Source organism: Paenibacillus sp. Aloe-11, assembly GCF_000245715.1.
In the GTDB taxonomy this organism is placed as follows: Bacteria; Bacillota; Bacilli; order Paenibacillales; family Paenibacillaceae; genus Paenibacillus; species Paenibacillus kribbensis.
Genome location: NZ_JH601050.1, coordinates 603,799 through 617,045, shown reverse-complemented (window position 1 = coordinate 617,045; position 13,247 = coordinate 603,799). Strand labels below are relative to the sequence as shown.

Genomic DNA, 13,247 nt, shown 5'->3' with positions numbered 1-13,247 from the left:
TGGATGATGACAGCCGCCCTGTTACATCAGGCAATAGACCAGTAATTAAAAAAAGCAAGTCTTCCGGTTTTACGGAGACTTGCTTTTTTAGTCTGAGCAACGAGAAAAAAATCGCTCCTGCACCATGTTGGTTACGTGCTATATGAATGCTTATGACTTGCTTTGTTCAATTTGCTCGGCAAGCTCGTTCAGGTAGGTCCACCGCTCCATTTGATACTCCAGATGCTCTTCAGCCTTTGCTTGCTCAGCCATAAGCTCCTGTAGCCGGGCAGAATCACTGAAAGCCTCCTCCATTTGTCGCTGGATGTCGGCTAACTTCTCTTCGGCTTGTTCAATCAGGTCGTCAATTTGCTCATATTCCCGCTGTTCCTTAAAGGTGAATTTAAGCTTGGTTTTGCTTGTCTCCTTGACCGAATTCGAAGCACCTGCTGACTTTGACGCAGAAGACCGGGCCGCAGAAGCTGTACCCGGCGAGACAGGCGTAGCCGCAGATGATTGAGCATTTTTGCTCATCCATTCTGCATACTCGCTGTAGTCGCCCACATGCACTCGTACCTGTCCTTCGCCTTCAAATGCCAGTATTTTATCCACCGTCCGGTCTAGGAAGTAGCGATCATGAGAAACGATGAAAACCACGCCCGGAAATTCATCCAGATAGTCTTCCAGTACAGAAAGGGTCTGAATATCCAGATCATTTGTAGGCTCATCCAGTAGCAGCACATTGGGGGCGGACATCAGGACACGCAGCAGGTACAAGCGCCGTTTCTCCCCCCCGGACAGTCGCGAAATTACCGTCCATTGCGCGTTGGGCGCAAACAGGAAACGCTCCAGCATTTGCGCAGCTGTAATCGTTGATCCGTCTGCTGTACGAATCACTTCAGCCTCTTCCTTGATGTACTCAATGACACGCAGTGATTCGTTCATTTCCTGATGTTCCTGAGTAAAATAGCCAAGTTTCACGGTCGGTCCCAGCACAACACTGCCGGAATCCGGTTCCACACGCTGGGCAATCATTTGCAGCAGGGTAGATTTCCCACTGCCATTGGGACCCAGGATACCGACACGATCCCCTGGAACCGCGATATAGCTCAAATCGTGTATCAGCTTGCGGGAATCTACCGATTTGGACAGATGCTCCAGCTCCAATATCTTTTTACCGAGACGCGTAGAGGCTACAGACATTTCTACAGACCCTGAACGAGCTTCCGGCTGCTGATCCCTGAGCTGCTCATAGCGCTCAATACGCGCTTTCTGCTTGGTCGAACGAGCCTTTGCTCCCCGCCGAATCCAGGCCAGCTCATTACGCAGCAGGTTTTTCCTTTTCTGTTCCGAAGACGCCTCCCGCTCCTCTCGTTCTGCTTTCAGCTCCAGAAAACGGGTGTAATTGGCCTCATAGCGGAAAAGCCGTCCATGATCCAGCTCCAGCATGACATTCGCAACTCGATCCAGAAAATAACGATCATGCGTGATCATTAATAGCGCACCGCGTCTTTTTTGTAAATATTGCTCCAGCCACTCCACGGACTCATTATCAATATGGTTGGTAGGCTCGTCCAGAATGAGCAGCTCGCAGGGTTGGATCAAAGCCGCCGCTAAAGCTACCCGCTTGCGCTGACCGCCGGAAAGAACGCCCATACGCGCCTCAAACTGGGTAATTCCCAGCCGGGTAAGTATATTTTTGGCCTCGCTCTCCAACTGCCATGCCTGAAACGTATCCATTTGCTGGCTTGCCCGCAACAGACGGCTTTGAAGCTCCTCACTGCCCGGATTCAGTTCCAGCAGCTCCATGGTTTCCGTGTATTCACGCACGGCTTTCATTTCTGGCTGGTTGCCGTGAAAAATATGCTGGAGTACCTTCATCTCAGGATCAAACTCCGGGTTTTGCGCCAAATACTGAATACGTACATCATTGTTCACTGCAATATTGCCATCATCTGGCGGCTCCAGCCCGGAAATCACTCGTAAAAACGTCGATTTACCGGTACCGTTCACACCGACAACTCCTATTTTGTCACGTTCATCCATACCAAAGGAAGCATCCTGAAACAACACTTTTTCACCATAGCTTTTCATTATATGTTCAACGGTCATAATATTCATACGGATTCCCTACTCTTCCCCAGTTTTGTACTGCATCCTGTTTATTTTAACACAGACATAGCTAATGATTAAAAAAAACCGTTACCTGAGCAATGTCAGTACGGTTTTTAGCTACGAGATGCCAGGATTATTCAGATTAAAAGAAAATACCTACAAGAGCAACCAGTCCTCCGAAAATAGAACTAATGCTATTCACGCGATCATTACTCATCCAATGCCAGCCACGCATATATACTGTTGCTTGTCCACAATGCGAGTCTACTTCTACTTCCCGTCCACAAACCGTGCAGGAACGCATCCTCTGCACCGTAGCACCAAGATAGGAATCAGCAAAGGCTCCCGCACTGCCGGATATGCCTCCAATCAATGCCCACAGCCATATCGGCAAGATCGGCGTTCCTATGGCATATTCAAAGGCCCATGCACCTATTCCGATCAGTACGCCCCCAGCCAGGGCCGCAGTCGTTCCCATTGCAGATACGCCTCCCGAGGTTCCGGGTGCCAGCACCTTTCCGTTAAGCACCGAACGTGGCGGCTTACGGCTCAGACTGCCGAATTCCGTTGCCCATGTATCGGATGTGACTGTAGCCATGACACCAACAAATGCCAGCTGCCAGGCCATGTGGGGCCATATGGTATACCCCAGACATAGCAGCATACCTAATCCCCCATTAGCCCATACCTGGCCTGCATCCCGATTGCCGGTTTTGGCATACGATTTTTCAAGCTCAGCCTTGCGCTCCTTTTTGAACCTTGACAGGAGAGTTGATGTTATGAAAAACAGGAGCAATGTACCGAACCAGAACAGATTGCCTGCCCCATAATACACGGTTCCCATCAATACAGCTGCGACAAAGCCGGATAGCGTTAAGGATTTTTTATAAAAAGCAGCCCCCGCCACCACAGCAGCGCAAAGCAAGCCGATGATCCAATCCATGAAATCCCCCCGCTTGTGAATGGAATCTTTCTATTCGACCTTTACTATCCGACCAATAGACCCAACCACTAATCGAATCACCAAGAAAATCCCTACTTTACTCATCTTCATTGATATTGTTTCACGGACTATTTAGGCGATGGTGCAGCTTCCCTGACGATCACTTCCCCAGAAAAGCTCGAAGTGATCCCCGCTTGTGATTGGACCAACGCCGTCCGGAGTGCCTGTAAAAATGATATCACCCTCACCCAGCCCATAATGAGTCGCTATGTATTCAACGATGTTTTCGATGGAAAAAATCATATCCTTGATATGCCCGCGTTGTACTTCCTGTCCATTTTTGAGCAAGCTAAAATCCTGCTGCCCCAGTACGTCCAGGTTCTCCAAGGGCAGGAAAGGCGTCACAGGAGCAGCCGACTTAAAGCCCTTGGCAGCCGTCCATGGATGACCTTTTTTCTTAAGAGCACTTTGTACATCACGCAGCGTAAAATCAATGCCGAATGCAAAAGCGCTCAGACACGTATCTGCGGACATCCCCGGCTCGTAATTACGCCCGACAGCCACAACCAGCTCAGCCTCAAAATGAATATCACCTTTCCCCTGAGGAAGCTCCAGCGTGGCACCATCCAGCGGCACAACCGCATGGGAAGGCTTTAAAAAAATCATCGGTTCTGTAGGAACATCATTCCCCAATTCCTCTGCATGCAGCTTATAATTGCGTCCGACACAGTAAACATTACGAATTTCCGTGTTCATTACAACCGCCATCCTTCCCACATATGTAGTACATTGATTTAACGAATAAGATTACGTATATAATGCCACAAGCGGTGCTTGGAATGCAAAAAAACCTGCTCCCAGCGGTCCGGCCAGTTGGTACAAATCATCAATTCAGGATGTAGTGCGGATAATCTCCGCATGATACGGCGATCATCCACCGTCCACGCCATAACCGTAATACCACGTCCTATCAGGTTCTTCAATAAACTACGATCCAGACGCGGATAGCCCATGGATAAAAAAGAGCATTGCAGCTTTTCCAGTTGCTTCGCCAAATCGTCCGGACGCGCGTCGATAATAAGTCCGGTACGGATCGCAGGTGCCAGCTCTTTGGTGTGGCGTAAAGCAGCACGCTCAAAGGAGGTCAATACCACCTCACCCTCCATGTCTCTCATTATAATTTCACGGAGTACGGCTTTCTCCAGACCTGGATACATATCGCCCGCTGTTTTAAGCTCAATATTGAGTGATACCCGGCCGCGGCACAGATCCAACACCTGTGCGAGAGAAGGGATTTTTTCTCCATAATATTTCGCATTTTTCCAGCTACCTGCATCTAGTTGTTGCAGCTCTTTCCAATCTGAATCCTTTACCCGTCCCGTCCCATTCGTCGTTCGCTCCAGCGTAAAATCATGGATGACCACCGGAACACCGTCCTTCGACAGTTGTACATCCAGCTCAATCCAGTGTACAAACGGCTGCTCCAGCGCAAGTCTAAAGGCCGCCATCGTGTTCTCGGGAGCAATGCCTGAAAAACCACGGTGAGCCACACACAAATGCTTCATCCCAATCATGACCTCCATCCACAAAGGAGTTCTTCATCTTACTGTACCATCCGCACCTATCGTGACATTTCCCGGCGATAGTGCTGCTACTCTCTGCAAAATTTTGCTGGCCTCCGCATCCTGCAGCGGGATCGGTTGACCGAGCTCGGCCCGGTAAGGAGTCAGCTTCATGTCGCAAGCCCCGCTACGGGTACAGGTTGCCTGAAATATCGCTGTGTCCCAAGTGGCTGGCACCGTTGATTTGGAAAAAATAAAATTGCCTGTGCTGTATGCGATCCATTTGCCTTTATATTGCTCCAGCCCTTGAAGCACATGCGGGTGACCGCCGATGACAATATCGGCCCCGGCATCAATAAAGGCGTGCGACAACTCGATTTGATGTGGCTCCAGAGTAGTGGCGCGCTCCTTCCCCCAATGGGCAATGACAATCACCAGATCTGCCTGCCTTCGTGCCTCGCGGATGGCCTTCACGATCGCAGTCGAATCATATGCTCCGGCAACACCAGGCTGTTTGACACCTGCATTCCAATTGGCATCAGGCATGACACGTGTAGCTCCTAACAACGCAATTTTAATGCCTTTGCGGTCAAAATAGTGCGGCGCGTACGCTTCTTTGGCATTACGTCCGGCTCCAACATGCGCTATACCCTTTTCATCCAAATATTTTAGTGTATCCAGTAACCCGCCTGTACCCTGATCCAAAATATGATTATTGGCCAAATTTACAGCATCTATCCCCGCCGCTGCTAATGCAGTTAACGCCTTGGGAGAAGATTTGTACACGTACGTTTTATTTAACGCACCAACACCACCGGTTGTCACCGGCGTTTCCAGATTGGCAATCGTCAGATCATCTTTGCGAAACAAGTTTCCAAGATATTGATATGGGAAATCAAATCCGTTTTTCTCCAACCTCTGCTCAACCTTACCGGAAAACTGCACATCCCCTACAAAGTGAAGCGTGACTGTGGATGAAGCCTTCCCGTCATTCTCCTGAGGTGAACCCGAGTCTGAAGTGTTGCCTACGGGGGCTTGCGTATCAGACGGTGCTACGGAACGATTGCCCGTATCTACAGCAGCATCAGCAGCTTGCTTCGTTCCATCGTCAGCAGCTTGCTCATCTACATTGGAGCCATCGTTCAGTTGTTTACTGGACAAGGCTGTAACATTTTTACTCACCGGAATAGAAGACCGTTCTTCCCCGGAAGATTCCGGTTGAACGTTTTGCTGTGATTGCGAAGGCTCCGCGTTGTCCGCAAGTGTACTGCTGCCGCGTTCAAATATGTAATAATAACCGAAAAGACCTATGATCATAAGCAGCAGGACAAGATTCGTCATAATCCAAGCCTTGCCTATTTTGATTTTTCTCGCTTTCTTCCTACCTTCATTTCGCTTTGTTCTGGGAGGGTGCATTCTTCACTCCTTCTATGCCATAGCATATACATGAATTCCTTTTATTCGGTGAATTTTTCACCTTCTCCATTATATATCAAATTTCAATATAAATAGAACCCCTCGCCTGGAACACGAAGGGCTCATCAACGAACATTTACACCTGTAACTTAACCGCTTCCTGCTGTGCTGCTTGGACGGCATTAGCGGCCCACTCCTTGGCCTGACGGATGCAATCCGGCAAGCCAATCGCATCATAGCCAGCGCCCAAAACATACACTCCCGGCATGGCAGTTCGCAGTTCTTCCCGCAGATCGGCTATAGCTTGCGGATGCCCAACTGGATATTGCGGCATGGAATTGCGAAGACGCGTGATTTCCGTAAACAGTGGAGTCGCTGTAACTCCCATCATTTCTTTTAAATCCTGCCGTACCAGCGCAATCAAATCATCATCCGGCAGGTCTACGGTTTCTTCCGCCCCTGCTCGCCCAACATAGCAGCGCAGCAGCACCTTATCATCCGGGCTAGTATGCAGCCACTTCGCAGACGTCCACGTACAAGCCGTCACACTGCGTCCCTCTTTGCGAGGAACGAGAAAACCGGAACCGTCAAAGACGTTCTCAATATCTTTTTTATCGAAGGCCATGACCACGTTTGCCACGGATACGTAATTTACGGCCTCCAGTGCAGCCACATTCACATGCTCTCGCAAGAGTGGTGCAGCGACAAAGTTTGGAGTCGTTACAAAAATATCGTCCGCCTCCAGCGTCTCTCCATTGTCCAGTAAAACGCGATAAGCGCTATCTTCACTTTCTGTTGTCTTTGTGAATTCGGTAACAGCAATTCCCGTGCGTAAATCGCAGTCATGCAAATCATTCAGCAACGCATGGACCAAACTTTGCAGGCCCTGACGAAAGGTCAAAAAGACGCTTTTTTTCGTGCCTGTATGCGTCTCGGCTGGTTTTCTCCCAGTCATCATCCCGTGAATGAGGCTTCCGTATTGCTGTTCAACCTCAGCAAATTGCGGGAAGGTCGCTTGCAAACTTAGCGTCTTCATGTTGGCGGCGTAGATACCGGCCAGCAGCGGCTCGGTCACATTCTCCAGCACTTCCTTGCCCAGTCGACGTTCAATAAAATCACCTAACGACTCGTCACCTTGTTCGCGACGGGGAGGAATAACAAAATCCATCATAGCCCGTAATTTCCCACCCAAAGAGATCAATCCGCTGCGCAGAAATGGTTGCAGCTCTGTTGGAATGCCCAATACCAGACCGGGAGGCATCGGATGAAGCTTTCCTTCATGCAAAATGTATGTCTTTTTGGCGTCGGGGTTCGTGCTTACCAGCTCATGATCCAACTCCAGCTCTTTCGCCAGGTCTACCATGGCCGTTTTACGGGCCAGAAAGGAATCCGGTCCCTTTTCAATCACAAACCCGTCTTTATGCAGTGTTTCAATTTTGCCGCCCAGCACAGGAGCTTTCTCCACCAGTGTAATTCGTGGTGTATAGTCAGCTTCCCTGTACATTTTCCGTGTGTAAAAAGCTGCGCTAAGTCCGGTCAAGCCGCCGCCTACAATCACAATCTTGCGTAATTTTTGCTCCATTATGTCCTCATCCCTTTTTCCATTGGTCTATGATGACATCACTAAGCGTCTCCATATACAGCGGATCACTGTTGAGTGAATCTATGCGCTGAAAACGCATATCCAGCTCCTTCGCCAAAGCCTGCGCTTCAATATCCAGATCGTATAGCACTTCCAAGTGATCGGATACGAAGCCAACTGGCGCAGCGAGCACATACTCTACCTGCTCTTCCTTGAGACTGTGCATGGTATCCAAAATGTCCGGCCCCAGCCAAGGCTCTGCTGTACGACCAGCGCTTTGCCACGTAAACTGCCAATTGGCAATCCCAGCCTTGTCAGCAACAGCCTGCGATGTAGCCATTAATTGCTCCACATAGGGATCACCCATAGCCAAAATCCGCTCAGGCAAGCTGTGTGCACTGAACAGAACACGAACCTCGTCCCTATTGGCCCCAACTTCTTCAAAAAGCGCCAGCTTGGCATTCACACGCTCGGTGAGCGTCTTAATCAGCTTTGGATGAAGATGATAGCTCTCCACAAAAGAGATGGCCAGATCAAGCTCCTGTGCCTTGGCCTGCGCACGCTTAATGTAAGTACCAACACTCATAACAGAATAATGGGGAGCCAGAACAACACCCACCGCTTTACGGATGCCATCCTGCACCATCGCTTCCACACCATCCTCAATAAACGGCTTGGCATGTTTGAGTCCCTGATAACAGATAAATTCAATGTCCGGGTTGCGATTCTCCCGATTTAAGGTTTCCTGCAGGTTTTGAACCTGACGATCCGTATTCTGACGCAGCGGAAAAACACCGCCCACAATAGCTTCATAGCGGTCTTTCAATTCTTTTAATTGCTCCGGCGAGGGGGCATTGCCGCGACGAATATGTGTATAATAGGCTTCCACCTGATCCAGACTCTCCGGCGTCCCGTAGGACATAACCAGTACACCCACTTTGGTTTTCATTAGCAGTCACCTCTTGAATAGTTCTAATGTCAATTCTTTGGCAAAACGGTGCGGGAATACTCGTGTACATATTCGGTGAGCTCTCTTAATTTATCTAGCGAGGCTTCAGGAAATAATCCGTGTCCCAGATTAAAAATATATCCTGGCTCCAGTATTCCTTCATCTACGATTTTTTTTGCATACTGCTTGATAACATCCATTGGGGCAGTGAGCACATAAGGGTCCAGGTTTCCCTGCACACCAAAACCGTTCCCCAGACGGCGACGTCCTTCAGGTATACTTACCCGCCAGTCCAGTCCAATCACATCGGCTTTTACCCCATTTAAATGGGGGAGCAACTCACCGGAGCTTACACCTGGAAAATAAATTTTAGGTACATTCAGATCGGACAATTCATGAAAAATACGTGTAATGGTGGGCAGTACAAAAGTCTGGAAATCATAAGGCGTAAGCGCGCCTACCCAGCTGTCAAACAATTGAAATGCCTTACCGCCGTTAGCGATATGAGCACGCACGTATGTAATAACCATATCCCCCAGCTTATCCATCAGACGATACCACAGCTCAGGCTCCCCATACATCATCGCTTTGGTGCGAATATATCCTTTGGATGGTCTTCCTTCTATTAAATAGCTTGCAATTGTAAAAGGTGCTCCAGCGAACGTAATTAATGGCACTTTCAGTTCACGGTCCAAAATACGAATCGTTTCCAAAATATGACCCAGATCGCGTTCCACATCAATCGGGCGCAGATTGTCTACATCCGCAGCTGACCGGATCGGATTATCGATAACCGGACCAATATTTTTGACAATATCAAAATCAACCCCAAGCGAGGCCACCGGATTCATAATATCAGAATATAAAATAGCAGCGTCTACCCCAAGCTTGCGCACGGGCATTAAAGTCACTTCTGCGGCCAGCTCGGGCTGACGGCAAATTTCTAGCAACGTGTATTTTTCTTTAATTTTGCGATACTCAGGGTCATACCTTCCGGCCTGCCGCATGTACCATACGGGAATATGATCCACAGCCTGCTTGCGGCAAGCGCGAATAAAGGTATCATTGTAGGTCATGACTTCAGCCTCCAGTTCGAATCATAAATACTATATTTTAATTATGCCCTTTTTCAAGAGTCGTAACAACCGCCGCTCTCGAACAAACCATGACAAACCCATGACATTTGGATAAAGTTTCAATGAAGTGTGTTATACTAGAGGAATGGCTTTTTTAAAGCTCCGGGGAAATTATATATAGATAAGCATTTATTACAACAGGATAAGAATGGCAGAAAGGAAGTGAGCGCACATTGAAATCGTGGGAGACATGGAAAATCAACCTTATAGTGCTTTGGTTCGGTCAATTTCTGGTCAACGCGGGTATTACAATGGTAACTCCGTTCCTCGCCCTGTATCTGGCTCATGATCTCCATGTAAAGGGAGAGCACGATATCGGTCTATGGGCCGGAGTTATTTTTGCCGCAAACTTTATGACCTCATTTATATTCCAGCCTTTATGGGGCAAGCTGGCTGATCGATATGGGCGCAAAGTCATGCTGCTTCGCTCAGGCTTCGGTATGGCTCTCGTGATCGGATGCATGGGCTTGGTCACCCATCCTTGGCAGCTGTTGGCACTTCGTCTGCTGAACGGTACGATTTCGGGCTTCAACCCGGCCTCCATTTCCCTGGTTTCGGGTACCACGCCTAAAGAGCGAACCGGATTCGCTATGGGTATTATGCAATCTGGCCAGATGGCCGGCACGATTCTTGGCCCTCTGCTAGGTGGCTTTTTGGCTGACTTGGTCGGGTTCAGACCGATCTTTTACATTACTGGAGCTCTTGTTTTCCTCGCCTCTTTAATTGCAATGTTCCTGGTTAAAGAAAACTTCAGCAAAGCGGAAGCCGCACGCACTCCGCAAATTTCGGTGCTTGCCGGACTAAAGGAGCTAAGCCATACGCCTCAGCTCCCAGCTTTGTTCACCGTAACATTCCTGCTCCAGTTTGCCATGATCAGCACAGTGTCACTGCTGCCATTGTATGTGCAGAAGTTATATGGCTCCGCAGAAGGAATCGCACTGATTGCCGGCTTTGTAACGGCTATTACCGGCGTATCCAATATGGTAGCTGCACCGCTGCTTGGAAGATTGAGTGATCAAGTAGGAGCCCACAAAATTTTGACCATCTCACTACTCGGAACGGCAGTCATGCTCATTCCGCAGGCTTTTGTCAATGAAGTTTGGCAACTTGTCATTATCCGCTTTTTTATGGGTGTGTTTATGGGAGGCTTGCTGCCAAGTGTAAATGCACTGATTCGGCTGTATACGCCAGAAGGTATGGAAAGCCGCTCTTTCGGCTTCAATACCAGCTCGCTGGCGCTAGGGAATATGCTGGGTGCTGCTATTGGTGGGGTACTGTCCGGGTTTATCGGCATCGAAGGACTGTTCATCATGTCAGGTGTTCTGCTGATCCTCAACATATTCTGGGTACGTATGAAGCTTTTTAGTCATAAGACCACGCATGATTTCAGGTAAGACAACCCTCTGATGAAATATAGCCCTCCAGAACAGATAAGAACCTCCACTCCACATTACTGTGGACAAGGAGGTTCTTTTGGGTGCAGCTATAGAAGATGGGAGGCTACGAGCTATTTTACTCTTGCTAGTGCTAAACCATCATAGGCCGGCAAAAGCGTACTGACCAGACGCGGGTCTGTAGCGATCATTTCATTAAAGCGTCTCACGGCCTGTACGGCAGGTCCATTTTTATCTGTATTCAGCGTACGTCCACGAAGGAAGCAGTTATCCCCGGCAATAATGGCACCCGGCTTCGCCAGAGCAATCGCATATTCCAAATATACCGGGTAATTTTCCTTATCCGCATCAATGAAAAAAAAGTCGAAGGTTCGTCCTTCTTCCTGAAGCGCCTTCAAACTGTCCACTGCAGGCCCAATACGATATTCGACACGGTCACCATAACCGTTGTCCTCCATATGCTTATGCGCAAGTAGCGCATAAGCTTTTTTCAGCTCCAGTGATACAATTCGTCCCTTTTCCCCCAGCCCACGGGCCAGACATAATCCGCTGTATCCGCCCAGTGCGCCAATTTCCAGCACCTCCCCGGCACCGGACACCTCAATTAAAAAAGTCAGCAGCTTGCCGTAGGGATGAGCAACCGATACCTCAGGCATCCCCTCTCCAATGATCGCCTCCCTGATGCTGCGCAGCGCTTCATCCTCCTGTACCAGTTGGTCTACATATTGTTCAGGCGTCATATTTGGTGTAATTTCCATGTATCATCTCTCCTTCTTGCTTTTATCATAACGCAGGTTGGTCACGGTGTCCTTCGCAAATGATTTGTCTGAATGATTTGCCTGATTGATTTGTCTCTTTGTGTACAATGACCTATACTATAGGGATTGAACCAAGCTTACATGATTATGGGGACGGAGTGAATACGTTTAATGACTCAACTGCAACTAATTGCAACTGCGCCGATGGGACTTGAAGCCGTCGTGGCCCGGGAGCTCAGAGAACTCGGGTATGAGAATCTGAGCGTCGAGAATGGCCGCGTCGTGTTTTCCGGGGATTACATAGATATATGCCGATGTAATCTGTGGCTTCGCACATCAGACCGCGTTCTTATTAAAATGGGTGAATTCGCTGCAACTACCTTCGACGAGCTGTTCGAGGGCACCAAAGCATTGCCATGGCAGGATTGGATTCCTGTGGATGGTGAGTTTCCCGTAGAGGGACGTTCGCACAAATCACAGCTTAGTAGCGTACCAGCCTGTCAGGGAATCGTCAAGAAGGCCATTGTAGAAAAGCTCAAGGAAACCTACCACACAGATTGGTTTGCCGAGGACGGCCCTCGTTACGTCATTGAGGTCATTCTATTGAATGACCGGGCATTGCTGACGCTTGATACGACCGGGCCAGGGCTGCACAAACGCGGCTACCGCAAGCTTGTTACCGAGGCCCCTCTCAAAGAGACGATGGCTTCTGCTCTTATTCAGCTTAGCCGCTGGAGCCCGGATCGCCCCTTCTACGATCCGTGCTGCGGTTCCGGTACTTTATTGGTCGAAGCCGCCATGCAAGCCTGGAATATTGCGCCAGGCCTGAGACGCACCTTTAATTCTGAAAACTGGCCTGTCCTCGGGAAAGAGTTATGGAATCAAGCTCGCGACGAGGCGATGGATTTGACCCGAGATGATATTCCTTTTGAGATTGCAGGCAGCGATATTGACCCAAGTGCCATCGAAGTAGCGGAGGCGGCTGTGAAGGCGGCAGGCTTCGCTAAAGACATCTCACTGAAGGTGATGCCTGCAAGCAAGGTTAGACTCGAGGGCCAATATGGTGTAATGATTACAAATCCACCTTATGGCGAAAGACTGAGCGAGCAAGCCGAGGTGGAAAAGCTGATCCGTACACTCGCACGCACGGCCGCCGAAATGAAGACCTGGTCCTTCTTTGCGATCAGTTCCACCAAGCAATTTGAGCATTATTGGGGCCGCAAGGCAGACAAGCGCCGCAAGCTGTTTAACGGCCGCATTGAATGTCAATACTATCAGTATCTAGGTCCTCTACCTCCGCGTCGCAAAGATATTTCGCCGTCGTAGTCCTAAATAGATGTAGCTCAGGCCAGGAAACGAACCCACGTTCGACTCCTGGCCTGGTTTGTGCTGCACAGCCTGATAAACGGTATC

11 protein-coding genes are annotated in these 13,247 nt (G+C 49.2%); 2 read left to right on the top strand and 9 right to left on the bottom strand.

The features are described 5' to 3' along the window. Positions 1–150: 150 nt before the first annotated feature. From WG8_RS08920 to hemE, 8 genes are all read right to left on the bottom strand, one after another. The gene (locus WG8_RS08920; protein WP_007429804.1) at positions 151–2,100 is read right to left on the bottom strand and encodes an ABC-F family ATP-binding cassette domain-containing protein; all 1,950 of its coding nucleotides are present in this window, start codon (positions 2,098–2,100) and stop codon (positions 151–153) included. Positions 2,101–2,236: 136 nt separating this feature from the next. Further along, on the bottom strand, positions 2,237–3,037 hold the full coding sequence (locus WG8_RS08915; RefSeq protein ID WP_007429803.1) for a DUF92 domain-containing protein: 801 nt from the start codon (positions 3,035–3,037) through the stop codon (positions 2,237–2,239). Positions 3,038–3,169: 132 nt separating this feature from the next. Beyond that, on the bottom strand, positions 3,170–3,793 hold the full coding sequence (locus WG8_RS08910; RefSeq protein WP_007429802.1) for a fumarylacetoacetate hydrolase family protein: 624 nt from the start codon (positions 3,791–3,793) through the stop codon (positions 3,170–3,172). Positions 3,794–3,831: 38 nt separating this feature from the next. Continuing rightward, positions 3,832–4,602: a glycerophosphodiester phosphodiesterase gene (locus tag WG8_RS08905; protein WP_007429801.1), complete on the bottom strand. Its 771-nt coding sequence runs from the start codon at positions 4,600–4,602 to the stop codon at positions 3,832–3,834. A gap of 33 nt (positions 4,603–4,635) precedes the next feature. Continuing rightward, positions 4,636–6,015 (bottom strand): CapA family protein, encoded by a 1,380-nt coding sequence (locus WG8_RS08900; RefSeq protein WP_007429800.1) that lies wholly within the window; start codon positions 6,013–6,015, stop codon positions 4,636–4,638. Positions 6,016–6,151: 136 nt separating this feature from the next. After that, entirely contained in the window at positions 6,152–7,597 is a 1,446-nt protein-coding gene (gene hemY, locus WG8_RS08895; protein ID WP_007429799.1) for a protoporphyrinogen oxidase, read from the bottom strand. Positions 7,598–7,604: 7 nt separating this feature from the next. Then, the gene (gene hemH, locus WG8_RS08890; RefSeq protein ID WP_007429798.1) at positions 7,605–8,546 is read right to left on the bottom strand and encodes a ferrochelatase; all 942 of its coding nucleotides are present in this window, start codon (positions 8,544–8,546) and stop codon (positions 7,605–7,607) included. A gap of 29 nt (positions 8,547–8,575) precedes the next feature. Continuing rightward, entirely contained in the window at positions 8,576–9,622 is a 1,047-nt protein-coding gene (gene hemE, locus WG8_RS08885) for a uroporphyrinogen decarboxylase (RefSeq protein WP_007429797.1), read from the bottom strand. Positions 9,623–9,855: 233 nt separating this feature from the next. On the opposite strand from hemE, the gene WG8_RS08880 reads away from it, so the two are divergent. Beyond that, a complete protein-coding gene (locus WG8_RS08880; RefSeq protein ID WP_007429796.1) occupies positions 9,856–11,076 on the top strand; it encodes an MFS transporter in 1,221 nt (406 codons plus the stop codon). Between the two features lie 113 nt (positions 11,077–11,189). On the opposite strand, the gene WG8_RS08875 is transcribed toward WG8_RS08880, so the two are convergent. Beyond that, positions 11,190–11,834 (bottom strand): O-methyltransferase, encoded by a 645-nt coding sequence (locus tag WG8_RS08875; protein ID WP_007429795.1) that lies wholly within the window; start codon positions 11,832–11,834, stop codon positions 11,190–11,192. Positions 11,835–12,005: 171 nt separating this feature from the next. On the opposite strand from WG8_RS08875, the gene WG8_RS08870 reads away from it, so the two are divergent. Next, on the top strand, positions 12,006–13,160 hold the full coding sequence (locus tag WG8_RS08870) for a THUMP domain-containing class I SAM-dependent RNA methyltransferase (protein ID WP_007429794.1): 1,155 nt from the start codon (positions 12,006–12,008) through the stop codon (positions 13,158–13,160). Positions 13,161–13,247: the final 87 nt, after the last annotated feature.